Annotated in this window: 24 protein-coding genes and 2 tRNA genes; 17 read left to right on the top strand and 9 right to left on the bottom strand. The window is 64.1% G+C overall.

Translation table 11 applies throughout. The annotated features are described in order from the left end of the window. Positions 1 to 67: 67 nt before the first annotated feature. From rsmG to rpmH, 6 genes are all read right to left on the bottom strand, one after another. Entirely contained in the window at positions 68 to 739 is a 672-nt protein-coding gene (gene rsmG, locus FDK12_RS04895; protein ID WP_137368509.1) for a 16S rRNA (guanine(527)-N(7))-methyltransferase RsmG, read from the bottom strand. After that, a complete protein-coding gene (locus tag FDK12_RS04890) occupies positions 732 to 1,292 on the bottom strand; it encodes a protein jag (RefSeq protein WP_137368508.1) in 561 nt (186 codons plus the stop codon). The genes rsmG and FDK12_RS04890 overlap by 8 nt, the downstream gene beginning before the upstream one ends. Then, entirely contained in the window at positions 1,289 to 2,251 is a 963-nt protein-coding gene (yidC, locus tag FDK12_RS04885; RefSeq protein WP_137368507.1) for a membrane protein insertase YidC, read from the bottom strand. Before yidC ends, FDK12_RS04890 begins: the two co-directional genes overlap by 4 nt. A 14-nt stretch (positions 2,252 to 2,265) precedes the next feature. Continuing rightward, positions 2,266 to 2,592 carry a membrane protein insertion efficiency factor YidD gene (gene yidD / locus FDK12_RS04880; protein ID WP_137368795.1) on the bottom strand — a complete coding sequence of 109 codons (327 nt, stop codon included), beginning with the start codon at positions 2,590 to 2,592 and terminating at the stop codon, positions 2,266 to 2,268. Between the two features lie 20 nt (positions 2,593 to 2,612). Then, positions 2,613 to 2,984: a ribonuclease P protein component gene (gene rnpA, locus FDK12_RS04875; RefSeq protein WP_223263131.1), complete on the bottom strand. Its 372-nt coding sequence runs from the start codon at positions 2,982 to 2,984 to the stop codon at positions 2,613 to 2,615. Positions 2,985 to 3,075: 91 nt separating this feature from the next. Then, on the bottom strand, positions 3,076 to 3,213 hold the full coding sequence (gene rpmH, locus FDK12_RS04870; RefSeq protein ID WP_022892375.1) for a 50S ribosomal protein L34: 138 nt from the start codon (positions 3,211 to 3,213) through the stop codon (positions 3,076 to 3,078). A 451-nt stretch (positions 3,214 to 3,664) separates the two neighbouring features. Between rpmH and dnaA the strand changes: the two genes are divergently transcribed. The 12 genes from dnaA (at position 3,665) to FDK12_RS04815 (ending at position 16,650) form a co-directional block, all read left to right on the top strand. Continuing rightward, positions 3,665 to 5,077 (top strand): chromosomal replication initiator protein DnaA, encoded by a 1,413-nt coding sequence (gene dnaA / locus FDK12_RS04865; protein WP_104116555.1) that lies wholly within the window; start codon positions 3,665 to 3,667, stop codon positions 5,075 to 5,077. A gap of 492 nt (positions 5,078 to 5,569) precedes the next feature. Next, positions 5,570 to 6,694 (top strand): DNA polymerase III subunit beta, encoded by a 1,125-nt coding sequence (dnaN, locus tag FDK12_RS04860; RefSeq protein ID WP_104116556.1) that lies wholly within the window; start codon positions 5,570 to 5,572, stop codon positions 6,692 to 6,694. A 63-nt stretch (positions 6,695 to 6,757) separates the two neighbouring features. Further along, a complete protein-coding gene (gene gnd, locus FDK12_RS04855; RefSeq protein WP_104116557.1) occupies positions 6,758 to 7,654 on the top strand; it encodes a phosphogluconate dehydrogenase (NAD(+)-dependent, decarboxylating) in 897 nt (298 codons plus the stop codon). Positions 7,655 to 7,665: 11 nt separating this feature from the next. After that, entirely contained in the window at positions 7,666 to 8,928 is a 1,263-nt protein-coding gene (gene recF, locus FDK12_RS04850; RefSeq protein ID WP_137368505.1) for a DNA replication/repair protein RecF, read from the top strand. Between the two features lie 118 nt (positions 8,929 to 9,046). Continuing rightward, positions 9,047 to 9,571, top strand: a complete 525-nt coding sequence (locus FDK12_RS04845) for a DUF721 domain-containing protein (RefSeq protein WP_137368794.1) — start codon at positions 9,047 to 9,049, stop codon at positions 9,569 to 9,571. Between the two features lie 268 nt (positions 9,572 to 9,839). Beyond that, positions 9,840 to 11,852, top strand: a complete 2,013-nt coding sequence (gene gyrB / locus FDK12_RS04840; RefSeq protein ID WP_223263130.1) for a DNA topoisomerase (ATP-hydrolyzing) subunit B — start codon at positions 9,840 to 9,842, stop codon at positions 11,850 to 11,852. Positions 11,853 to 11,995: 143 nt separating this feature from the next. Further along, positions 11,996 to 14,671, top strand: a complete 2,676-nt coding sequence (gene gyrA, locus FDK12_RS04835; RefSeq protein WP_137368503.1) for a DNA gyrase subunit A — start codon at positions 11,996 to 11,998, stop codon at positions 14,669 to 14,671. After that, positions 14,668 to 15,204: a DUF3566 domain-containing protein gene (locus FDK12_RS04830; protein WP_137368502.1), complete on the top strand. Its 537-nt coding sequence runs from the start codon at positions 14,668 to 14,670 to the stop codon at positions 15,202 to 15,204. Before gyrA ends, FDK12_RS04830 begins: the two co-directional genes overlap by 4 nt. 86 nt (positions 15,205 to 15,290) lie before the next feature. Next, positions 15,291 to 15,364 (top strand) — tRNA-Ile (locus FDK12_RS04825). A 39-nt stretch (positions 15,365 to 15,403) separates the two neighbouring features. Further along, positions 15,404 to 15,520 carry a DLW-39 family protein gene (locus FDK12_RS15185; RefSeq protein WP_223263093.1) on the top strand — a complete coding sequence of 39 codons (117 nt, stop codon included), beginning with the start codon at positions 15,404 to 15,406 and terminating at the stop codon, positions 15,518 to 15,520. A gap of 45 nt (positions 15,521 to 15,565) precedes the next feature. After that, a tRNA-Ala gene (locus tag FDK12_RS04820) sits at positions 15,566 to 15,638 on the top strand. 91 nt (positions 15,639 to 15,729) lie between these two features. After that, entirely contained in the window at positions 15,730 to 16,650 is a 921-nt protein-coding gene (locus FDK12_RS04815; RefSeq protein ID WP_137368501.1) for a DMT family transporter, read from the top strand. Between the two features lie 72 nt (positions 16,651 to 16,722). Here FDK12_RS04815 and FDK12_RS04810 read toward each other — a convergent pair whose 3' ends face one another. After that, on the bottom strand, positions 16,723 to 17,628 hold the full coding sequence (locus FDK12_RS04810; RefSeq protein WP_137368500.1) for a hypothetical protein: 906 nt from the start codon (positions 17,626 to 17,628) through the stop codon (positions 16,723 to 16,725). Positions 17,629 to 17,791: 163 nt separating this feature from the next. Between FDK12_RS04810 and FDK12_RS04805 the strand changes: the two genes are divergently transcribed. Together FDK12_RS04805 and FDK12_RS04800 are read left to right on the top strand one after the other, a co-directional pair. After that, positions 17,792 to 18,334 carry a peptidylprolyl isomerase gene (locus FDK12_RS04805; RefSeq protein WP_137368499.1) on the top strand — a complete coding sequence of 181 codons (543 nt, stop codon included), beginning with the start codon at positions 17,792 to 17,794 and terminating at the stop codon, positions 18,332 to 18,334. Positions 18,335 to 18,338: 4 nt separating this feature from the next. Next, a complete protein-coding gene (locus FDK12_RS04800; RefSeq protein ID WP_137368498.1) occupies positions 18,339 to 19,211 on the top strand; it encodes a rhomboid family intramembrane serine protease in 873 nt (290 codons plus the stop codon). 242 nt (positions 19,212 to 19,453) lie between these two features. Here FDK12_RS04800 and FDK12_RS04795 read toward each other — a convergent pair whose 3' ends face one another. Next, complete coding sequence (locus FDK12_RS04795; RefSeq protein ID WP_104116566.1) at positions 19,454 to 19,702, bottom strand: cell division protein CrgA; 249 nt, start codon at positions 19,700 to 19,702, stop codon at positions 19,454 to 19,456. 181 nt (positions 19,703 to 19,883) lie between these two features. Here FDK12_RS04795 and FDK12_RS04790 point away from each other — a divergent pair, with 181 nt between their 5' ends. From FDK12_RS04790 to FDK12_RS04785, 3 genes are read left to right on the top strand one after another with little or no spacing between them, the layout of a single operon-like run. Then, a complete protein-coding gene (locus tag FDK12_RS04790; RefSeq protein ID WP_189636265.1) occupies positions 19,884 to 20,687 on the top strand; it encodes a class E sortase in 804 nt (267 codons plus the stop codon). Between the two features lie 5 nt (positions 20,688 to 20,692). Continuing rightward, complete coding sequence (locus FDK12_RS15020) at positions 20,693 to 20,854, top strand: hypothetical protein (protein ID WP_189636264.1); 162 nt, start codon at positions 20,693 to 20,695, stop codon at positions 20,852 to 20,854. Positions 20,855 to 20,857: 3 nt separating this feature from the next. Continuing rightward, positions 20,858 to 21,502 (top strand): aminodeoxychorismate/anthranilate synthase component II, encoded by a 645-nt coding sequence (locus FDK12_RS04785; protein WP_137368496.1) that lies wholly within the window; start codon positions 20,858 to 20,860, stop codon positions 21,500 to 21,502. Here FDK12_RS04785 and pknB read toward each other — a convergent pair. After that, the gene (pknB, locus tag FDK12_RS04780) at positions 21,499 to 23,448 is read right to left on the bottom strand and encodes a Stk1 family PASTA domain-containing Ser/Thr kinase (protein ID WP_137368793.1); all 1,950 of its coding nucleotides are present in this window, start codon (positions 23,446 to 23,448) and stop codon (positions 21,499 to 21,501) included. The two genes, FDK12_RS04785 and pknB, sit on opposite strands and share 4 nt — an antisense overlap. Positions 23,449 to 23,466 lie beyond the last annotated feature (18 nt).

The following is a 23,466-nucleotide window of genomic DNA, read 5'->3' as shown; positions in this document are numbered from 1 at the left end:
TACCTACAAGGGTAGCCGCAAGCGACCGGCGTACCTGCCTGGCGTGCCGAGCACGCCCCCGGAGCATTCAGGCCGAGCGGAGCGGAATCCGGACAACAGTCGTCGGCTCGGCGAGCACTTCCGCGCCTGCCGAAACAATCTCCGCACTTCCTCCACTGAGTTTGCGGATCAGCTTGCGCGCCTTTTCGATCTCCTCCGCCGCGCTCCGTCCCTTAATCGCCAGGACCTCCCCGCCAGGTTCGACCAGCGGCAGTGTCCAGCCTACGAGCGTGCTCAGAGCCGAGACGGCGCGAGCGGTCACGTAACGTCCGGACACCCTACCGACCACTTGTTCAGCACGAGCCCGGTGAACGCTGACATTCGACAACCCGAGGTCTGCCACCACCTCGTTCAGCCAGATCACCCGTCGATCAAGAGGCTCGACGAGCTGCAGCTGGAGGTCCGGGCGTGCGATCGCGATGGCAAGCCCGGGAAGGCCGGCACCGCTACCGACGTCGACGACGGATGCGTTCTCGCTCATGAGTTCCGCCACCACCGCGCAATTGAGAACATGGCGCCCCCAGAGACGCGGGACTTCCCTCGGCCCCAGGAGGCCTCGTTCGATACCCGAGGAAGCCAGATGCCCGACGAATCCACGAGCCAGATCCAACCGACCACCGAAAACAGCCTGTGCGGCCGTCCGTTCCTCCGGCGAGGGCTCCGGAGCTCCGCCCGGATGAGAGGGAACGGTCTCAGTCATCACTGGGCGATACGACGATATGCCGCGCCTGGCCCTCGCCCTCGGACTCACTGACGAAGCCCAGATCAGCGACGACATCGTGCACGATCTTCCGCTCGTAGGCGGACATGGGCGCAAGCGCGACGTCGTCGCCCGTTTCCCTGACCGTCTCAACGGCGTCCTGCGCGATCTTCGTCAACTCGCGTCCGCGTCGGTCGCGATACCCGTCCACGTCGAGCACCAGGCGCGAGCGGGTTTCGGTAGCAGTAAGGACGCTCAGCCGCGTCAACTCCTGCAGAGCTTCGAGCACCTCGCCGTTGTTCCCCACCAGTGAACCGAGGCCGGAGTTCGACGGATCCTCCGACACGATCGAGATGTACGTGCGTCCACTGCGCACCTCGATGTCGATATCGCCGTCGATGTCAGCGATGTCGAGCAACTCCTCGAGGTAATCGGCTGCGACATCGCCTTCTTCGTCCAGCCGTGCAGCTTTGCTGCCTCCGACTGCCTCGGCCTCGGCAACAGGTTCTGGATCACCAAGCTCCGGGGTCTGCTCTTCGTTGTCTACCGTCATCGCCTCTTCCTCTTCTTGCGCTGGGGCTGGACTCGCTGGCCGCGGGGCTCAGGTACCGCTTCGATCGCAGGTTCGGTTTTCCGCTCACCGAGGAGCGGCACCACCGGCAGGCCCTTCTTCGCTCGCCTCTCGGCAAGGGCTTTCGCCGCCGGCGAGCCGGGCGTCGGCATACGGCGGATGACGTAGAACTGCTGAACCATGGTCCACACGTTGGTGGTCGTCCAGTACACCAGCACGCCGATCGGGAAGTTGATACCACCGACACCGAACACCAACGGGAGGATGTACAGCATGATCTTCTGCTGACGCATGAAGGGGCTCTGCATGGCCTCCTCGGACATGTTCTTCGCCATGATCTGCTTCTGCGTGATGAACTGCGACGCCGTCATCGCGATGATCATAATCACGGACAGGATGATGACGCTGATGTTGCCGTTGGCACCGAAGCTGCCGAGGAAGGTCGAGGAGAGGGGAGCACCGAAGATCGTCGCATCATCGAACTGGCGAACCGATTCCGGCGATAACGCACCGATCTCGGCGCCTTCCTCGCTTGCACGGGAGATGCCGTTGAGCACAGTGAAGAGTGCGAAGAAGAACGGCATCTGGATGAGGATCGGCAGACATGCAGCAAAAGGATTGGTGCCGTGCTTCTTGTACAGGGCCATCTGTTCCTGCGTCATCGCCTGGCGCGAGAGCTGGTCCGTCTTGCCCTTGTACTTCTGCTGGAGCTTCCGCAGGTCCGGCTGCAGAGCCTGCATGCCTCGCTGCGCCTTGATCTGCTTCACGAAGACGGGGATCAACGCGGCACGGATGACGACGACGAGGCCGACGATCGACAGCACCCAGGTCCAGCCCGATGCGGGATCCATCCCGAGGAAGGAGAACCCCTCGTGGAACATGAACATGATCCACGACACGAGCCACCTGAACGGCGCCAGGATCGTCTCAAAAAAACCCATAATCAGTTAGCTCCTCAAGCCGCCGGGCGGCTTTCGTCATCGGCCGGGATGACCGGATGGTTCAACACAACAATCGAGGGGACCTTCCCGGAGGGGAAGGTTCTGGAACCGGCGGGTACGTGATCCACTCCACCAGCGTTCCAGGGGTGGCAGTGCACCAACCGCCTGGCAGCGAACCACATTCCCCGAACGAGCCCGTGGACGGTGACGGCCTCGAGCGCGTAGGCCGAGCAACTCGGATAGAACCGGCACACCGGTCCGTACAGCGGAGAAATGACCTTCCGGTACGCGATCAGGAGTCCGATCACAGCCAGACGAGGGAACCCGATGAGGGACTTCATCACGCTGACAGCGACCTTCCTCACGATACTCCGCTTACCCTTTCCGGTGCCTCCGAGCGATCGAGCCGGCGGACCACGGTCACCATGCAGCCGGTGAAATCCTTCTGCAGGCCAACCCAGTCGCTCTCAGCGGCTCGTGGCAACGCCCGGACCACGACGTCGTAGCCGTAGGGATGTGCACTGATCCACTCCGCCGAGGCATGACGCAGCCTCCGTTTAACGAGGTTCCGGGTGACCGCGTTCCCCACGTTCTTCCCGACGATGAAACCTACTCGGGAAGGCTCGGAATCGGCGGTCCTGGACCCGTATAGCACGACGTTCCGGCGCCCTGACCGGGCACCGGAACGTACGGTACGTGCAAAATCCGCTGCCGTTCGCACCCTGTGGATCATCGGAAGCACTGCGGGTCCCTGTTCATTGCTGACGTGAGGAACCCCGTGCCGGCGCAATCACCCGAAGGATGCATGGCGAGGGAGGAACCGCTTATGCCGAGAGTTCGGTACGGCCCTTGCCGCGGCGCGCCGACAGGATGGCGCGACCAGCACGGGTGCGCATGCGAAGTCGGAAACCGTGCTTCTTGGCACGACGGCGGTTATTCGGCTGAAAAGTCCGCTTGCTCACTGTAGTTACTCCAGAACGATCTTGAGATGCGTCCGGCCCATTGCAACAAGGGGGAAGAACAGACTGACGCGATGAAGGTGTACATCCGACATTCGCGTTGGAGCTGTCACATCCCGAGGCCTCTTAGTACCCGGGAACATCTGTGATGGCATGCGAAATGCAGACATGTTGGACTACATAACGTTAGGGGACGCGGCTCAGGGGCGTCAAACTCGCCGTCGTCCGCCTGTGGGCACAGACCTGTGGACAACCGGGGTCGAAAACACACTACACGCATACGGACAGCACCGAGTGAGGCCTCTTACGGGGCAGTGTTCGGCGCTCCAGTCCGCTATCTTCCGCAGTTTTGATCCTCTAGTCTTGGCCATGGTCCGTTTATCCACGCCTTGTGTACAACTCTGTGGATGACGGACCTTTTCGAGCGTGGACGGCACAGCCAAGAGGGGTCTTTGTGGGTACAGATGAGGTAAACGACGTCGGGAGCTCCTGGCGTAAAGTCATCCGGACCCTCGAACAGGACGATCGCGTCACCCCTCGGCAGCGTGGATTCATGGTCCTTGCCCAGGCGCAGGGCCTCATCGGAACGACGATGCTCATCGCGGTGCCGAACGAATTGACCCGCGAAGTACTCCAGACCCAGCTCAAGGGAGCGCTGGATGAAGCGCTGCGGGACGTGTTCCGGGAGGACATCCAGTGCGCGTTCGTGATCGATCCCGAACTCACGCCCGTCGACGAGGAGATCTCGGAGCAGGAACCCGAGGAGATCTCTCCGGAGCCGAAGGGTGAGGTCAAACCGTCCCCGACGCCTCCCAGCAACTCGCACGAATTCGGCAGGCTCAATCCCAAGTACATCTTCGACACCTTCGTCATCGGCTCTTCGAACCGGTTCGCGCACGCTGCGGCGGTGGCCGTGGCCGAGGCGCCGGCCAAGGCCTACAACCCGCTCTTCATCTACGGGGATTCCGGTCTCGGTAAGACGCACCTCCTGCACGCCATCGGCCACTACGCCCGGCATCTCTACACCGGTATCCGCGTGCGCTACGTGAATTCCGAGGAGTTCACCAACGACTTCATCAACTCCATCCGCGACGACGAGGGCTCGAGCTTCAAGCAGACCTACCGCAACGTCGACATCCTGCTGATCGACGACATCCAGTTCCTGTCGGGCAAGGACCGGACCATGGAGGAGTTCTTCCACACCTTCAACGCCCTGCACAACCACAGCAAGCAGGTGGTCATCACCTCCGACCTGCCGCCCAAGCAGCTCATCGGATTCGAGGAACGCATGCGTTCCCGCTTCGAGTGGGGACTTCTGACGGACATCCAGCCGCCTGAGCTGGAGACGCGCATCGCCATCCTGCGCAAGAAGGCCATCAGCGACAGCCTCAGCGCGCCCGACGACGTCCTCGAGTACATCGCCTCCAAGATCGCCACGAACATCCGCGAGCTCGAGGGAGCATTGATCCGGGTGACGGCCTTCGCAAGCCTCAACCGGCAGCAGGTCGACGTGAACCTGGCCGAGATCGTGTTGAAGGACCTCATCTCCGACGACGGCGCCCAGGAGATCACCTCGACGGTGATCATGGCCCAGACGGCCGACTACTTCCAGATCAGCATGGAGGAACTGTGCAGCAAGTCGCGGACCAGGACTCTCGTGACCGCTCGTCAGATCGCCATGTACCTGTGCCGCGAACTGACAGACATGTCGCTGCCCAAGATCGGAGCCGAACTCGGGGGACGGGACCACACCACCGTCATCCACGCTGACCGGAAGATCCGTGAACTGATGGCGGAGCGGCGAGCGATCTTCAACCAGGTCACCGAACTGACCAACCGGATCAAGCACAAGCAGCGCGAGGCCTGACAGCGCAACGGCACCGCCTGGTTGCGGGGCCGTAATTAACAGGTGTGGACACAGCTGTGGATAACTGGGGGAACATCGAGGGTCAGCCTGAGGAAAACCGGCCTCCTGCCTGTGGATCCCCGAAATCACACGGGCGGCGCCCACAACCAGCTCCTGTGCGCGGCTCTCCGGACACACACCTTGTCCACAGGGCGGATCCGCATCAACGCCCGGGTGAGGGCACTTATCCACAGAATCCACAGCAGTTATTAACACTACGAACCTTAAACTTCAAAAAGTTCGTCAAATAACATTCTGTGTTCCGGCCGACCCTCGCCCACCTCCACGGCGCCTGCTGCTCCGCTCCACTGTCCGGCTAAGCTGTGAGCCAGTAGGGTTGTAGTTCCCCGTGCCCGGGTACCCCCGTGGACGACGCTGCAGCACATGTACCGACCATCCGCCGGTGTTTCGCCGGTGGCTGTTTTTTGATCTGGCGAAAGGCGGCACTGCTCCGTGAAATTCAGAGTTGAGCGGGATGTACTTGCAGAGGCTGTGTCCTGGACCGCTCGTTCCCTGTCACCGCGACCTCCCGTGCCCGTCCTGGCAGGACTCCTCATCAAGGCCGAGGGTGGTTCCCTCAGCCTCGCCAGCTTCGACTACGAAATCTCGGCGCGGCTCGAGATCGCTGCCGACGTCCTGGAAGAGGGCACGATCCTCGTCTCCGGGCGCCTCCTCGCCGACATCTGCAGGAGCCTTCCGTCAGCACCCGTCGAGGTCGCTACCGATGGGTCGAAGGTGACCCTGACATGCCGCAACAGCCGCTTCAACCTGGCGACGATGCCGGAGGGTGAGTACCCCGAGCTCCCGAAGCTTCCGGCCGTCAGCGGAGTGGTCGACGGAGATGCCTTCGCCCAGGCCGTCTCGCAGGTGATCATCGCAGCCAGCCGGGACGACACCCTGCCGATCCTGACCGGCGTCCGCATGGAGATCGAGGACGATCTCATCACACTCCTGGCCACCGACAGGTACCGGCTCGCACTGCGCGAAGTCTCCTGGAAGCCGACGACTCCCGGAATGTCGACGAGTGCGCTGGTCAAGGCGAAGACGCTCAACGAGGTCGCCAAGACCCTGGGCGGTGCGGGAGACCTGAACATCGCCTTCTCCGAGGACTCCGAGCTCATCGGCTTCGAGTCGGGAGGCCGGCGCACCACGTCGTTGCTGGTCGACGGCGACTACCCCAAGATCAGGTCGCTCTTCCCCGACAACACCCCGATCCACGCGACGGTCCAGACCGGGGCGCTCGTGGAGGCCGTGCGGCGTGTATCGCTCGTCGCCGAGCGCAACACACCCGTCCGGCTCGCCTTCACCGAGGGCCAGGTCACTCTCGACGCCGGTACGGGTGAGGACGCGCAGGCTTCCGAAGCAATCGAGGCAACTCTGGACGGCGACGACATCACCGTCGCGTTCAACCCGCATTACCTGAGTGAGGGACTCGGCGCCTTCAACAGCCCGTTCGTCCGTTTCTCCTTCACCTCACCGCCGAAACCGGCCGTGCTGTCGGCTCAGGAGGACGCATCGGGCGAAGACAGGGAAGATTACAGGTACCTGCTGATGCCCGTGCGGTTGCCCAACCAGTAACCTCCCGGCAGGATATCGACCGGCCCGACCGGCCGTCGGACACATCGTCAGAAAGAGAAGCGCATGCACATCGGCCTCATCGGACTCGGAAAAATGGGATTCAACATGCGGGAGCGCCTTCGTGAGAAGGGCGTAGAGGTCACCGGCTTCGACCGCAATCCCGATAAGACCGATGTGCCGAGCCTGACCGATCTGGTCGCTGCCCTTCCGTCGCCCCGCATCGTGTGGGTGATGGTGCCCGCCGGGCAGATCACCGACGCCGTCGTGAAGGACCTGTCCGAGGTCCTGTCCGAAGGTGATCTGGTCATCGACGGCGGCAACTCCAAGTTCACCGATGACCAGATCCATGCCACCCTGCTCGCGCAGAAGGGCATCCGCTTCCTGGACTGCGGCGTCTCCGGCGGGGTGTGGGGGCTGGAGAACGGGTACGGCCTCATGGCAGGCGGTAGCCAGGACGACGTCGATCTCGCGATGCCGATCTTCGATGCTCTTCGTCCCGAGGGTGAGCGCGCAGAGAGCTTCGTCCATGTCGGCGACGTCGGAGCGGGTCATTACGCCAAGATGGTGCACAACGGCATCGAGTACGGCCTGATGCAGTCCTATGCAGAGGGCTACGAGTTGCTCGAGGCGAAGGACATTGTCAAGGACGTCCACGGGACGTTCGCCGCCTGGCAGAAGGGCACGGTCGTCCGCTCCTGGCTGCTCGACCTCCTGGTCAAGGCGCTGCAGGAGGACCCAGGACTCTCCCGTATCGCGGGCTACGTCGAGGATTCGGGTGAAGGCCGCTGGACCGTCGAGGAAGCGATCGCCAATTCCGTGCCCGCTCCTGCGATCACGGCGGCACTCTTCGCGCGCTTCGCATCACGCCAGGAGGACTCGCCGTCGATGAAGATGGTGTCGGCATTGCGCAACCAGTTCGGCGGCCACGCAGTGAAGCCCGCACAGCCGACATCCGAGTAAGTGGGCACCGGGTGTACGTTGAGCACCTCTCGCTCACCGGGTTCCGGAGCTATGCGCACCTGGATACGGCGCTGGAGCCGGGTATCACCGTGTTCGTCGGGCCCAACGGCATAGGCAAGACCAACATCGTCGAGGCCATCGGGTACCTCGCCACGCTGTCCTCGCACCGTGTCAGCACCGACAAGCCGCTCATCGCATTCGGCGAGGAACGGGCGATCATCAGGGGGAAGCTGGTGCGCGGATCCCAGCGCACGAGCGTCGAGGTGGAGATCAACGCCGAATCAGCCAACCGGGCCCGGATCAACAGGTCCAATCCCGTCCGCGCGAGGGATGCCGCCGGCATCCTGAAGACGGTGCTCTTTGCTCCGGAAGACCTTGCGTTGGTCAAAGGGGACCCGTCGGGCCGCCGTCGCTACCTGGATGACGCCATGGTGTCGTTGCTGCCGCACCACTCAGCCCTCCGTGCCGATTATGAGCGCGTCCTGAAGCAACGGAACGCGCTGCTCAAGTCCGCTCGGGCGGGAGGCAGGTTCTCCTCCGCGCATGAGGCGACTCTCGATGTGTGGGATCAGCATCTCGCTGAAGCGGGTGCACGGCTGCTATCGGCCCGCATCGTCCTTGTCGACAAGATCCGTCCCCACGTGCAGCGCGCCTACGCCGAACTGACCGACGGTTCGAAGCAGGCCGACATCTCCTACATCTCGACCGTGTCCTCGTCGTCGGACCTCCTGAATGTGGATGACGACACAGCAGCCACCAGCAGCGCGCCCGAAGGGCTACTGCGCAGCGTGTCCCTGCCGGCACTCACCGAGTTGTTCGTCGAATCCCTGGTGCGCCACCGTAAGAAGGAACTCGAGCGAGGGATCTCGCTCGTCGGTCCCCACCGCGACGAGCTCGCGCTGCTGCTGGGACTGGTGCCGGCCAAGGGCTACGCCTCGCACGGTGAGACATGGTCGATGGCGCTGGCCCTGAGGCTCGCCTCCTACTACCTCCTGCTGGAAGAGGACCGGACGCCGGGCGGAGGTCCGGTGCTGATCCTCGACGACGTCTTCGCGGAGCTCGACGCGCAGCGGCGCACCCGCCTGGCAGCGATCGTGGCGCCTGCCGAGCAGGTGCTCGTCACTGCGGCCGTGGGTGACGATATCCCCGGTGCCCTGCTCGGTCGTCAACTCCGCGTGGTGTCGGGTGCGATCGCAGACTCACAGCCGGAGGGCGCGGGTGAGCCGCCCGGGGTGAGTGCCACCTCGGGTACGGAGACAGCGACCAGTGCCTGAGCAACGATCCGCAGACGACCCCGAGTCCGACGGCCGGCCGCGCGGACAGCATCAACCGCTGACCGGGCCCCCTGCTGATGTGGTCGGTCAGCGTGTCGATGGCCCTGCGGGTGACGAAATCCAGCAGTCTCCCGGCGACGGAGCTTTCCCCGAGCAGGATGCACCCCGCGCACTCCTCAACAGGCTACGGAGTGCTTCCCAAGCCAGGGGAACCCCTCGTGAGGCTCAGTCGAAGCGCGTGGGGAAGACCGCGCGGCGTCGCTATTCCCCGGAACCCGTGTACGGGGGACGGGATCCCGAGGGAGTCGGCAACGTCTTCTCGAAGATGCTCGCCGAACGTGGGTGGAAGTCGCCGGTGGCCATCGGATCGGTTCTCGCCCGCTGGGACGAGATCGTGGGTGCCGACATCGCGGCTCACTGCGTTCCGGAGAGTTTCGATGCCGACACCGTCCTCGTCAGATGCGATTCGACGGCCTGGGCCACCCAGCTGCGCCTCATCACCCCCCAGGTGCTGCAGAGGTTCGAAGCCGAACTCGGGGCCGGCGTCGTCACGCGCCTGTCCGTCATCGGTCCGGCCGCGCCGAGCTGGCGCAAGGGTGGACGATCGGTCAAGGGCCGCGGGCCGCGCGATACCTACGGGTAGGACCGCGACCGGATACTGCCCCGCTGGACGGCCTTCAGCGCAATCGGGGGTCCGCCCGGCGTATCCGTCCTCATGGAAGGTCCCTCTATCGGCTCTGGAGCCGCTTTAGTGGCCAATGAGGGGCTGTTGGTGACGGATTGTAGCCCTCCACAGGGTAGAATGGAGACAGATTGTTTTGGTCTATCCAGCTGAGGAGCCTTCTACGCCTGTGGCACACGAGAACGAGTTGAATGCAAGTGATGTCCTGATCGGCGAGGGCGAATCCCCGATCCTCGAAGCAGCCACCGAACATGCATACGGTGCCAGCGAGATCACCGTCCTGGAGGGCCTCGAAGCGGTTCGCAAGCGTCCCGGTATGTACATCGGGTCCACGGGACCGCGAGGGCTCCACCACCTTGTGTACGAAGTTGTGGACAACTCGGTCGACGAGGCGTTGGCCGGGTACTGCGACCACATCCAGATCACGCTGCAGGCCGATGGCGGCGTCAAGGTCATGGATAACGGCCGCGGAATCCCCGTCGACATGCACCCCACCGAGGGACGACCCACCGTAGAGGTCGTCATGACCATCCTCCACGCCGGCGGAAAGTTCGGCGGTGGCGGCTATGCCGTATCCGGCGGGCTGCACGGCGTCGGTATCTCCGTCGTCAATGCACTCTCGAAGCGGGTCGAGACGGAAGTGCGCCGCCAGGGGTATGTATGGCACCAGTCGTTCGCGGACGGCGGTAAGCCGGTCGGTGAACTCAGGAGGGGTGAGGAGACGACCGACACCGGGACCACTCAGACCTTCTACCCCGACGACGCGATCTTCGAGAGCACCGAGTTCGACTTCGAGACCCTCCGTGCGCGGTTCCAGCAGATGGCCTTCCTCAACAAGGGTCTCCGCATCACCCTCACGGACGAGCGCGCGGACGCGGTCGAGACCGACGAGGTGGTCGAGATCGAGCAGGCACAGGAGTCGGACGGACAGCCGAAGCACCGGGCCGTGGAGTACCTGTACGAGAACGGGCTCCTGGACTACGTCCGCCATCTCAATTCCTCGAAGCGCGTGGATGTGATCCATGAGGACGTCATCGCGTTCGAGACCGAGGACACGGACAAGAGAATGGCAGTCGAGGTCGCGCTGCAGTGGACCTCGGCGTATTCCGAAAGCGTGCACACCTATGCGAACACGATCAACACGCACGAGGGTGGAACACACGAAGAGGGCTTCCGCGCAGCCATGACGACGCTGATCAACAAGTATGCGCGCGAGAAAAACATCATCAAGGAGAAGGACGACAACCTCACGGGTGACGACATCCGCGAGGGATTGACGGCTGTCATCTCGGTAAAGCTGTCCGAACCGCAGTTCGAGGGCCAGACCAAGACGAAGCTCGGCAATTCCGAGGTCAAGGGTTTCGTGCAGCGCGTCGTGGCCGACCAGCTCGGTGACTGGCTCGAGCGCAACCCGGGACCGGCACGCGACGTCATCCGCAAGTCGATCCAGGCATCGCAGGCGCGTCTCGCCGCCCGCAAGGCGCGTGAGTCCACGCGCCGCAAGGGACTTCTCGAATCGGGAGGCATGCCCGGAAAGCTGAAGGACTGCCAGTCCAAGGACCCTGCCCGTTCGGAGATCTACATTGTCGAGGGTGACTCGGCCGGTGGTTCTGCGGTCCGTGGGCGGAACCCCGAGACCCAGGCGATCCTGCCCCTGCGCGGCAAGATCCTCAACGTGGAGAGGGCACGCCTCGACCGTGCCCTCGGAAACAGCGAGGTTCAGGCCATGATCACCGCCTTCGGTGCGGGGATCGGCGAGGACTTCAACGTCGATAAGGCGAGGTACCACAAGATCGTCCTGATGGCCGATGCCGACGTGGATGGCCAGCACATCACGACCCTCCTGCTGACACTCCTGTTCCGCTACATGCGGCCCCTGATCGAGAACGGTTTCGTCTACCTGGCGCAGCCGCCGCTGTACCGCATCAAGTGGTCCAACGCGAAGCACGACTACGTGTACAGCGACCGTGAGCGCGACGAGGTCATCAAGATCGGCCTCGCCAAGAACCAGCGCCTGCCCAAGGACAACGGCATCCAGCGCTACAAGGGCCTCGGCGAGATGGACTACACGGAATTGTGGGACACCACCATGGATCCGGACCACCGCACTCTGCTGCAGGTCACCATGGACGACGCCGCGGCCGCCGATCAGGTCTTCTCGGTGCTGATGGGTGAGGACGTCGAGTCCCGCCGCAACTTCATCCAGCAGAACGCCAAGGACGTGCGTTTCCTCGATATCTGAGTGCCGCTACCCGGCATCTTGCCGGCGCAACGAGATTTGCTCGTACCTCGCAGATATCAAAGCGCCTACACAAGATGTCGGGTACCGGCCCGCGACCGCGTGATCTCTTGTGGTCGAGAACCTTTCATGAACGGAACTGACTTATGAGTGACGACATCACCGGTAACGGCAACGGACCGAACGTACCCCTCGAGGGCGAGGTCCTGACGGACCGCGTTGAGCAGGTCGACCTGCAGACGGAAATGCAGCGGTCCTATCTGGACTACGCGATGGCGGTCATCGTCGGTCGCGCCCTGCCCGATGTGCGCGACGGCCTGAAGCCGGTCCACCGCCGGGTGCTCTACGCGATGTTCGACGGCGGCTACCGCCCGGACCGCTCGTTCAACAAGTGTGCCCGCGTTGTCGGCGAAGTCATGGGGCAGTACCACCCGCATGGTGATTCGGCCATCTACGATGCCCTCGTCCGACTGATCCAGGACTGGACCATGCGGTATCCGCTGGCACTCGGACAGGGCAACTTCGGGTCACCCGGGAACGACGGCGCGGCGGCCCCCCGGTACACGGAGACGAAGATGGCTCCGCTCGCCATGGAGATGGTGCGGGACATCGATGAGGAGACCGTCGACTTCCAGGACAACTACGACGGCAAGAACCAGGAGCCGACGATCCTTCCGTCGCGCTTCCCGAACCTGCTCGTCAACGGATCGTCCGGCATCGCCGTCGGTATGGCCACCAACATCCCTCCGCACAACCTTCGGGAGGTCGCCGACGGCGTCCAGTGGTACCTGGAGCACCCGGACGCTTCGAAGGAGGAGCTGCTCGAGGCCCTCATCGCCCGGATCAAGGGTCCCGACTTCCCGACCGGAGCGCAGATCCTCGGCCACAAGGGCATCGAGGATGCCTACCGGACGGGGCGTGGTTCGATCACCATGCGCGCCGTCGTCAACGTCGAGGAGATCCAGAACCGTACCTGCCTCGTTGTCACGGAGCTGCCCTACCAGGCGAACCCGGACAACCTGGCGATCAAGATCGCCGAACTCGTCAAGGACGGCAAGGTCAGTGGTATCGCGGACCTGCGCGACGAGACCTCGGGACGCACGGGCCAGCGCCTCGTGATCGTCCTCAAGCGCGACGCCGTCGCCAAGGTCGTTCTGAACAACCTCTACAAGCACACCCAGCTGCAGGACAACTTCAGCGCGAACATGCTGGCGATCGTGGACGACGTGCCGCGCACGCTCAGCCTCGACGCCTTCATCCGTCACTGGGTCACGCACCAGCTCGAAGTCATCGTGCGCCGCACCCGGTACCGGCTGCGGAAGGCGGAGGAGGAAGCGCACATCCTGCGCGGACTGCTCAAGGCGCTCGACGCACTCGACGAGGTCATCGCCCTGATCCGTGCCTCGACGACCACGGATGAGGCCCGCGACGGGCTCATGGGTCTGCTGTCCATCGACGAGCTGCAGGCGACCGCCATCCTGAACATGCAACTCCGCCGCCTCGCGGCGCTCGAGCGGCAGAAGATCCAGGACCGCCACGCCGAACTCGAATCCATGATCACCGAATTCAACCGGATCCTCGCTTCCGAGGATGTCCAGCGCGGCATCGTCAGTACGGAGTTGTCGGAGATCGTGGCCAAGTTCGGCGATGATCGGCGCACCGAGATCCTCATGGGCTATGACGGCGACATGAGCATGGAGGACCTGATCCCGGAGGAGGAGATGGTCGTCACCATCACCCGCGGCGGGTACGTCAAGCGCACGCGCAGCGACAACTACCGCCAGCAGGCGCGTGGAGGGAAGGGTATCAAGGGCGCGCAACTGCGCGGGGACGACGTCGTCGAGCACTTCTTCGTCACCACCACCCATCACTGGCTGCTGTTCTTCACGAACCTCGGTCGGGTCTACCGCGCGAAGGCGTACGAACTCGTCGAAGCTGCGCGGGATGCCAAGGGCCAGCACGTCGCCAACCTCCTGGCCTTCCAACCGGACGAGACCATCGCCCAAGTCCTCGACCTGCGCGACTACCAGCAGTCACCGTTCCTGGTGCTCGCCACCAAGCGGGGACTCGTGAAGAAGACACGGCTCGAGGACTACGACACCAACCGGTCCGCCGGGGTGATCGCGATCAATCTCCGCGACAATGACGAGCTCGTGTCGGCACAGCTCGTCGCGAGTGATGACGACATCATGCTTGTGTCCCGCAAGGGACAGTCGCTTCGCTTCACGGCGGACGACGACGCGCTGCGGCCGATGGGTCGCGCCACGTCCGGCGTGACCGGGATGAAGTTCCGCGATGACGACGAGCTGCTCGCCGCCAGCGTGGTCACCGACGACTCCTATGTCTTCATCGTGACCGAGGGTGGCTTCGCCAAGAGGACGAAGGTCGACGACTACCGCGTCCAGGGCCGTGGTGGGCTCGGAATCAAGGTGGCCAAGCTGGCCGAGGAACGCGGTGACCTCGTCGGCGCGCTCGTCGTGCAGGAGGAAGACGAGGTGCTGGTGGTCATGGGAGGTGGCAAGGTGGTCCGTTCCGCCGTTGCCGGCGTACCCGCCAAGGGCCGTGACACGATGGGCGTCATCTTCGCCAAGCCCGACAAGAGCGACCGCATCATCGCCGTGGCCCGCAACAGTGAGCGTAGCGTTGCCGTCGAGGAGGGGTTGATCGAGGATCCCTCCGAAGCGAGCCCCGACGTTGACGTTATCGATACGGTCACGCCGCAGGAGGAACCTGCGGAGTTCACAGACGATGAAGTACGGTTGTCGACAGAGGAAACGGCTGAGCCTGACGCTGAGTCGCCGGAACACGGAGGTAGCGAGTGAGCTCGGCCAACACCAACCCGCGAGGTCCCAGTGGACAAGTGCGGACGTCCGCTGCTCCTCCGCGGGTGAATGCTCCCGCTCGTCCCGCCCAGCGCCCTGCGTCAGCGGGAGGACAGGGAGCCCGTCAGGGACAGCGTCCTGGACTGGTCAAGCCGGCTCCGAAGGCAAAAGCCCGCAAGGCTCGGCTTCTTGTCAGCAAAGTCGACCCGTGGTCCGTCCTCAAGATGTCGTTCCTGCTGTCGGTGGCACTCGGGATCGTGACCGTGGTGGCGTCCTTCGTCATCTGGACCGTCCTGGACCTGACGGGGATCTTCGACGGCGTCAACGAGCTTCTGCGGGAGATCGCCGGTTCGGAGAGTGGCGGGTTCGATCTCCGCCAGTTCGCTTCCCTGCCGCAGGTATTGTCCTTCGCCACGATCATCGCTGTGGTGAATGTGGTGCTCCTGACCGCGCTGGCCATGCTGTCCGCGGTGCTCTACAACATCTCGTCCACCCTGGTCGGCGGAATCGGCGTGACGCTGACCGACGACTAGGAGACCGGCCTCTTCGTCGCCTGAGAGCGATTTGAAGAATGGCGAGACACTACTGTAAAGTCGTATCTCGGCCCGAAGAGGTATCGGGGCGTATAGCTCAGGCGGTTAGAGCGCTTCGCTGATAACGAAGAGGTCCCAGGTTCAAGTCCTGGTACGCCCACGGATCCACCACTCGCAGGTACCTGCAAGGAGGACTGTTGTGAAGAAGTTGCTCATTGCGGCAGCTGCTGCAGCAGGTGTCCTGGTGTACAAGCGGTGGCAGGATGCCGAGAAGAGCAAGAGCGTGTGGAGCAATGCGACGGACGACGTCGCGTAGCCAGAACGGTTGTCCGGTGCAGTTATACTGGACGAGGTTCATTTCGGGGGCATGGCGCAATTGGTAGCGCACCTGCTTTGCAAGCAGGGGGTTCGGGGTTCGAGTCCCCGTGCCTCCACCGAAAGGGAAGTCCCGGTCATACGACCGGGACTTCCCTGCTTTAAGACGTGTGTCGGTGACCCCGGAACGGTGTGCAATAGGGTTGCCCGGTGACGGTTTTCCTTTCGATCCTCGGCGTCATCGGTGTGTCCGCTTCAGGGCCCATCATGGCTGCGACAGCTGCTCCCGTGCTCGCCATCGCCTTCTGGCGCAACCTGTTGGGGGCCGTCCTGATGGGCGGACCCGCCGCTGTGTGCAAGCGGGCGGAGTTCGCGGCACTGACTCGAGCGGACTGCCGGCGCCTCGCCATCGCAGCGGCAGCACTCGCGCTTCACTTCGCCTGCTTCATCACGGCTCTCAAGCTGACCTCGGTCGCCGCGGCGACGGCTCTCGTCTGCCTCCAGGTGGCGTGGATCGCGCTCTTCGACGCATTGCTCGGGTCGAGGACCCAGGGGACGGTGGTTGCGGGACTGGCTGTCGCCTTCGTCGGCGTCGTCATCATCACCGGATTCGATCTCTCCCTGTCGCGTGAGGCGTTGCTGGGGGACATCCTCGCTCTGGCGGGAGGCGCGCTGGCCGGTATCTACCAGATGGCAGGTGCCGCTGCCCGCAGGACCTTGTCCACCGGCACCTACACGACCCTGTGCTACGGGGCATGCGCCGTGATCCTTCTCGGTATGTGCGCGGTGACCAACCAGCCGATCATCGGGTTCACCCCAGCGGCCTGGGCCGGCATCCTCGCCGTGACGCTTCTTGCGCAGATCATGGGCCACTCGGTCTTCAACCACCTGCTGGCTGTCATGAGCCCGCTCGTGGTGTCGATGATCATCCTGCTGGAGATACCCGGTGCCGCGATCCTGGCAGCGGTCTTCCTCGGGGAGAAACTACCAGCCGGTACCTACGGTGGGCTCGCACTGATTCTCGTCGGTCTGGCGGTCGTGATCCGTGGACAGCAGAGGCGGCGCAGCCGCCGGAGAACGCTCGGCCAGGAGGGCATCGCCGCTCCCCCGCCTGTTCTCGGCGGTGAGTAGCGCGGAGTACGGGAACAAGAAGACCCCCGAGCGTCTGCCCGGGGGTCCTCGTCGTCGCGATGCTCGGTTCTGTCAGGCCTGAGTGCCGTCGGATGGCTTCGCGGCATGCTTGGCGGTTTCCGTGACATCCTTCGCCCGGTCAGCGACTGCTTCCGCAGCGTGGGCGGGCTTGTCCTTGGACTCACCCGTCTCGTTGTCGGACGTCGCGGCACGCTCTGCCGCCTCCTTGATGCTCGACACGACGTCCTTTGCGTCCTGCGAGTTCTTGCCGGATCCCGCAGGCGTCGTCCTGATCGGGGCCGGTGTCTTCCAGGGATCCTCGACTGGCTTGGAAGCCCGCCAGGCGGCGACGCCTGCAACGATCGCAGCTGAAATGATGCCGAAGATCAACCAGCCCTTGCCGGACTTCTTCGCCTGGCTCCGGTTGAGCTCCTTGGACGCCTGCAGGGTCGCGGCGACGAGGCGTTTCTGTGCGTTCTTGACGGTGTTCTTGTCGCCGGTCACCTTCGTGACTGCCTTCTCGACGACGGGAGGCACAGTGGCGGCAGCCAGCGATCGCGAGGCGGTGTCGGCGGCTTCCCCGAGCTTGCTCGACAACGCGGGCAGGTAGTCGTCGACGACCTTGCCCTTCGCGGAGTTCAGCACGGGAGTAGCCTTGTCGAGCGTTTCCTGGATCCGAGGAGTCGTCTCGTCGATGACCTGCGTGATGCGCGGGCCGACGCTGTCGATTCCGTCCTGGATCTTGGGGGTGACGACGGCGATGCCACTTGAGATACCTTCGGCCGCTTTGCGGACGGTCTCCTGCAGAGCCGGTCCGGCGGTCTCGATGCCCTTCTCCCAGCGGGGCTTCGCCCAGCCGTAGGCGGCGTCGACGTGAGGGGATGCCCACTCGCGGGCTGCCACCACTCCAGCAGCGAATGCTGCTGCAAGAGCGGCGCTCTCCTCGAGTTCGTGGGTGACACGTACGTTCTTCTTCACAAAGACCTCCAGGGGATGGTTGCTCGTTCTGATCAGCCTACGTTGCATGGGCAGGGGGTGCTATCAGCTCAGTGCGCAAATACTCTGTTTCGCGGACCTTTCACTGTGCGCGGAATAGGTCTCCTCCAGCTTATTGTCAGGAGCCGCGTGGAAGAATGGCCCCATGACTGCTATCCCAACTGCCACAGCCACCATCCACACGAACCAGGGCGACATCAAGGTCAACCTCTTCGGCAACCACGCCCCGAAGACGGTGAAGAACTTCGTCGGACTCGCCACCGGCGACATCACCTGGACCCACCCGCAGACCGGCGAGGAGAGCAACGCCCCCCTCTACAGCGGCACGATCTTCCACCGCATCATCAAGGACTTCATGATTCAGGGCGGGGATCCGCTGGGCCAGGGCATCGGCGGGCCTGGCTACAAGTTCGACGACGAGATCAACCCCGACCTCACCTTCAACGAGCCCTACAAGCTTGCGATGGCCAACGCAGGGCTCCAGGGTGGTCGCGGCACCAACGGATCCCAGTTCTTCATCACCTCGGTGCCGACCACCTGGTTGCAGGGTAAGCACACGATCTTCGGTGATGTCACGGACGAGGAGTCCCGCAAGGTGGTCGACAAGCTGAATGCGATCGCGACCGATATGAGGGACAAGCCCCTCGACGACGTCGTGATCGAGAGCATCACCGTGGAACAGCTCTAGCCGAATGTCCTACGGTGTGCCCGCGCCTGACGCAGGCAGCCAGCAGGCTCCGGTGTGCCCGAGGCACCAGGACCGCGTCAGCTATGTGAGATGCCAGCGGTGTGGCCGTCCCGCGTGCCCGGACTGCCAGCGGCCGGCCGCCGTCGGATTCCAGTGCGTGGATTGCGTGCGTGAACAGGCGGCGAGTGCGCCTGCATACAAGAACGCGTTCGGGGGCGTCGCGCGCGGGAACACCATGATCGTCACCTACACGCTCATCGGTCTATGCGTCGTGGTGTTCCTGCTCCAGCTCGTCCTGCCTGGGATCACCCGAAGCTTTTCCTACGCGCCCGTGTTCACCGCGGGCGCAGGGGGAGTCATTCCCGCTGAACCCTGGCGCATGGTGACCGCGGCGTTCCTCCATTCGCAGGGATCCTTCCTGCACATCGCGCTCAATATGTACGTGCTCTACATCCTGGGCAAGGTGCTCGAGCCCGCCATGGGCCGCGCGCGATTTCTTGCGCTGTACCTCATCTCGGCGGTAGGAGGATCTGTCGGCGTCCTGTTGCTCAGCGGACCCATGCAGTACGTCGTCGGTGCATCCGGTGCTGTCTTCGGCCTGTTCGGAGCGTTGTTCATCGTTCAACGCCGGCGGGGCGGCGACGTTCGGCAGATCGTCGTCCTGATAGCGATCAATGCAGTAGTCGGTTTCCTCGTGCCGAACATCGCGTGGCAGGCACACCTCGGTGGTCTCCTCGCCGGTGCGGCCTGTGCTGCCGTGATCGCGTATGCGCCGAAAGGTGCACGCCAGGCTCAGGTGCAGTGGCTCGGACTCGGGGGCGTCGTCGTACTCCTGGCTCTGTCCACCTTCGTGGGAGTGTCACTCCTACCGTTCTAGCCTGCTCGAAGCGACAGTGGGGCCGGTACCTGGTACCGGCCCCACTGCGTTATCCACACCAGTTATCCACACAGGGGATAACTTACACACATGTAATTCCACACCTGTGGATATCCGTGGCCCGGAATCTCGGCCCTGTTCCTGACCCATCAACAGTTCTGTGCACATCTGTGGATAACCTCATGCACAGCGTGTGCACAGCGCTTGCCCTATCAGTACTGGTTCCGGGGCAGCAGTACCGACTACCGCCAGCGGGTCGTCATGAGGAAGCCGACGATCGCGATCCCGAAACCGGCGAGGATGTTCCATGATCCCCAGGCAGCCACCGGAAGAGTGGACTCCGAGATGTAGAAGGTGATGATCCACAGAAGCCCGATGATCATCAGGCCGAACATGACCGGCTTGTACCAGACCGGGTTCGGCTTGGGCTGCGACGACTTTGCAGCAGGTGCAGCGGAGGTGGCTCTCTTGCGGGGCTTCGATTCGGGCACGACTTCTCCTCGACAGGGCACGACTGCTGATCAGCAGCGCCGGTGGTCTCGCGGGCTGCCGCAGGGCATCTGTTCCCGCAGGCTATCCTGAGGGAACAACACCATCCGGCGGCCCGGCTTTCCGAACGATTCTAGCCAAGAACCGCCGGATACCCGTGCATCCCGAGTGGCAGGAGCGGCAGTGGTCAGGTCAACCCTTGATCCGGCACCTGGACACGCGACCAGGCGCCCGAGGGCGGCGAGGCGTCGCCGGTCGGTGCTCCAGTCGATCATCCAGGTCCTGGGAGAGCTGCTGATCACCGCAGGGATCGTCCTCCTGCTCTTCGTCGGCTGGGAATTGTGGTGGACCAACATCGACTCGGGTATCAAGCAGGAGCAGGCCCTCGAGCAATTCTTCGCCGATGCGCCCGCGATCGATTCCGGACTCGAGGCGACTGACGACGTCGAGGTCCGGGACTTCGGTGAGCCCGTCGTTCTCTCCCCGACCGATCTCGAGGGAACTTTCGGAGTCGTCTACATACCCCGGTTCGGCGCCGAATACTCGCGGCCGGTGTCGGCAGGAGTAGGGACGGACGTCCTCGACAACCTCGGTCTCGGCCACTACCCCGGCACCGGCGCTCCGGGTGAGGTCGGGAACTTCGCGCTTGCCGGGCACCGGCAGACCCACGGCCAGGTACTCGACCAGATCCACACGCTCGTCCCGGGCGACCGCATCTACGTGCAGACGCGGGACGGTTTCTATACCTATGTATTCCGCAACACCGAGATCGTCCTGCCGGATCGCGCCGACGTCATCGCGCCTGTCCCCACCGATCCGGCCGCTGAGCCCGTGGACAGGATCCTGACCCTGACCAGCTGCAATCCGCGCTTCGGTGCGCAGGAGCGTATTATTGCTTATTCGGTCATGGAGTCATGGCGTCCTTCGGATGCAGGCCCGCCACCCGAGATCGCAGAGCAGGTAGCACGCGCAGCAGGACAGGGATAGTCGCGATGTATGGATGGATATTCCGGGCCCTCCCCGGTCCGCTCTGGATGCGCGTCATCCTCTCGCTGATCCTCGTTCTCGCGGCCGTCGCAGTGCTGATGGTCTTCGTGTTTCCCTGGGTCTCGCAGTTCAATCCGCTCACAGATTCAACGATTGGTTCCCCGTAGCTCATGGCTCACACCACCAGAATCCTCGTCGTCGACAACTACGACAGTTTTGTCTACACGCTTGTCGGGTACCTTCAGGAACTCGGCGCGGAGACGACCGTGGTCCGCAACGACGACGTGACCCTGGCCGAGGCAGCGGACATGGCTGCCTCGCGCGACGGGGTGCTGATCTCCCCCGGGCCGGGCACCCCCGCCGAGGCAGGCGTCTGCGTGGACCTCATCAAGTGGTGCGGCGCGCATGCCAAGCCGATGCTGGGCGTCTGCCTGGGTCATCAGGCACTCGCGGAGGCATACGGCGGCACAGTGACCCACGCTCCCGAGCTCATGCACGGCAAAACATCCCTCGTGGAGCACGATGCGACCAGCGTCTTCGCAGGGCTTCCCTCGCCTGTCACGGCCACGCGGTACCACTCGCTCGCAGCAGTCAGTGATGACGTCCCGGCCGACCTCACGGTGACAGCACGGACAGCCAGCGGCATCATCATGGGCCTCGAACACAAGACCGCGCCCCTGTGCGGCGTGCAGTTCCACCCGGAGTCCGTCCTCACCGAGGGCGGTTACCAGATGCTGGGGAACTGGCTCGAATCGCTCGGCCTCGAGGGTGCAGCAACCAAGGCGAAAGGACTCAGCCCGCTCATCGCGCGCTAGTCCCTGCCCTCCGTGGGTCGGGGTTGGTTCTCGGCGCCCTGCGTCGAGCGGGGATTCGATGAACCGGCGGACTCCTCGGTGGGTTCGCTGCTCGGGCTCTCCGCCGGCTCCTGTGACGGCTCGACGGCGGGCGCTTTCGCCACGGTGAGCACGATCTCCGTTCCCTGGTCCACCTCGGACCTCGCTGGTGCGGATTGCGCAGTGACGATACCGGGTGCCACGACGCTGTTCTCGACCTCACGGACGGTGAACGGGAGCTGCACGGCAGGATCGGAGAGGAGGGCCTGCGCCTGTTCGACGGTCAGGTCGGTCAGCAGCGGAACGGTCACCTTGCCGTTGGACAACACAAGATCCACTGCACTCCCGACAGGCACGGTCTGCCCCGCCTGGGGGCTTGTGGTGATGACCCTTCCCTCCGCGACGTCCGCGCTGGTCTCCTCGGTGATCTCGCCGCCACGCAGGCCGAGTTCCTCGAGCGCGTCACGGGCAGAAGACTCGGTGAGCCCGGCGAGGCTGTCGGGCAGCACCACGTTGGCGGGTCCGAGGGACACCGTGATGTTGACGCGCGACTCCCTTTCCACGGAAGCACCCGCAGACGGGTCGGAACTGATGACGTCGCCGGCCTCGACCGACGCGTTGTACGCCTCATCCGTGGAAGGGACCAACCCCGTGTCCACGATCGCATTGCGGGCGTCGGCTTCGGTCATGCCCGCGAGGTCGGGGACGACGACGGTGGTGACCTCCGCCGCAGGCTGGTTGTCGGCGACGTTGTTGAGGACGAAGTAGCCCCCGGCGAGGACGAGCAGCACGGCGACGAAGAACACCGTGATCCAGGCGATCCTCGATGAGGTGCGGCGCCGATCCTGGTGGCGGTCGGCCTCGTCGGACGCGTGCAGGAGGTCGAGCCGGTCGTCGTGCACGTCCTGCTGGCCGACGCGTCCGGCCGTGATACTGGTCATGGCCCGTGTGTGCGGTCCGGTTGCTTCCGAGTCGGGGGACGCAGTCGACAGTGCAGCGCCGACAGCTGCAGCACGCGTACGGGGAGCAGCTACGTCCAACGCATCGGTGCTTGCTCCGGCACCGCCCGCGACGACGACGCCCCGTGCGGCGTCCGACAACGCTTTCCTGAAGGAGGCCGCATCCTGGAAGCGGTGTTCGCGGTCCTTCTGCAGCGCTTTCGCGAGCACGGAATTGAGGGCCGGTGTGACCGCCGGGTTGAGGCTACTCGCCACGGGCGGTTCCTCGCGCACGTGCTGATACGCGACGGACACGGGACTGTCCCCGATGAACGGCGGGCGCCCGGTCAGCAGCTCGAACAGGAGGCACCCCGCCGAGTACAGGTCACTGCGGGCATCCACCGTCTCGCCGCGGGCCTGCTCGGGCGACAGGTACTGTGCCGTGCCCAGGACGGCCTGCGTTTGCGTCATCGTGGCCTGCGAGTCGGCCATCGCGCGCGCGATGCCGAAATCCATGACCTTGACCGCACCGTCGGGCGTGATCATCACGTTGGCGGGCTTGATGTCCCGGTGGACGATCCCTGCCTTGTGGCTGTATTCGAGCGCGCCGAGGACCCCGGTGAGGTACGCGATGCTGGCCTCGGGCGTCAGGTCTCCGGATTTGACGTGGTCACGCAGCGTGCGGCCCTCGACGTACTCCATCACGATGAAGGGCACACGCACCTCATGCTGCGGGCGGTCCGGGATCTCCTCCTCGCCGGTGTCGTAGACGGCGACGATGTTCGGGTTGTTCAGGCCGGCCACGGCCTGCGCCTCCCGACGGAAGCGCGACTGGAAGAGGGGATCACGGGCGAGGTCCTGCCGGAGTACCTTGATGGCCACCGACCGACCGAGCCGGAGGTCGTGACCGAGATGTACGTCCGCCATACCTCCCCGGCCGATGAGCTCGCGGACCTCGTAGCGACCGTTCAGGATGCGCTCTGTCGCCATCATCGCCTATCCTTCCGG

The organism is Arthrobacter sp. NamB2, assembly GCF_005281365.1.
Taxonomy (GTDB): Bacteria; Actinomycetota; Actinomycetes; order Actinomycetales; family Micrococcaceae; genus Arthrobacter_D.
The sequence above is the reverse complement of the archived record's forward strand: the minus strand, read 5'-3'. Positions and strand labels throughout refer to the sequence as shown.

Excerpts from the sequence above, each read along its gene's own strand:
- gyrA (WP_137368503.1), top strand. The coding sequence starts at position 11,996 with ATGAGTGACGACATCACCGGTAACGGCAACGGACCGAACGTACCCCTC.
- gnd (WP_104116557.1), top strand. The coding sequence starts at position 6,758 with ATGCACATCGGCCTCATCGGACTCGGAAAAATGGGATTCAACATGCGG.
- yidD (WP_137368795.1), bottom strand. The coding sequence starts at position 2,592 with ATGAAGTCCCTCATCGGGTTCCCTCGTCTGGCTGTGATCGGACTCCTG.
- FDK12_RS04805 (WP_137368499.1), top strand. The coding sequence starts at position 17,792 with ATGACTGCTATCCCAACTGCCACAGCCACCATCCACACGAACCAGGGC.
- FDK12_RS04890 (WP_137368508.1), bottom strand. The coding sequence starts at position 1,292 with ATGACGGTAGACAACGAAGAGCAGACCCCGGAGCTTGGTGATCCAGAA.
- rsmG (WP_137368509.1), bottom strand. The coding sequence starts at position 739 with ATGACTGAGACCGTTCCCTCTCATCCGGGCGGAGCTCCGGAGCCCTCG.
- rnpA (WP_223263131.1), bottom strand. The coding sequence starts at position 2,984 with ATGATCCACAGGGTGCGAACGGCAGCGGATTTTGCACGTACCGTACGT.
- yidC (WP_137368507.1), bottom strand. The coding sequence starts at position 2,251 with ATGGGTTTTTTTGAGACGATCCTGGCGCCGTTCAGGTGGCTCGTGTCG.
- FDK12_RS04800 (WP_137368498.1), top strand. The coding sequence starts at position 18,339 with ATGTCCTACGGTGTGCCCGCGCCTGACGCAGGCAGCCAGCAGGCTCCG.
- FDK12_RS04785 (WP_137368496.1), top strand. The coding sequence starts at position 20,858 with ATGGCTCACACCACCAGAATCCTCGTCGTCGACAACTACGACAGTTTT.
- FDK12_RS15020 (WP_189636264.1), top strand. The coding sequence starts at position 20,693 with ATGTATGGATGGATATTCCGGGCCCTCCCCGGTCCGCTCTGGATGCGC.
- pknB (WP_137368793.1), bottom strand. The coding sequence starts at position 23,448 with ATGGCGACAGAGCGCATCCTGAACGGTCGCTACGAGGTCCGCGAGCTC.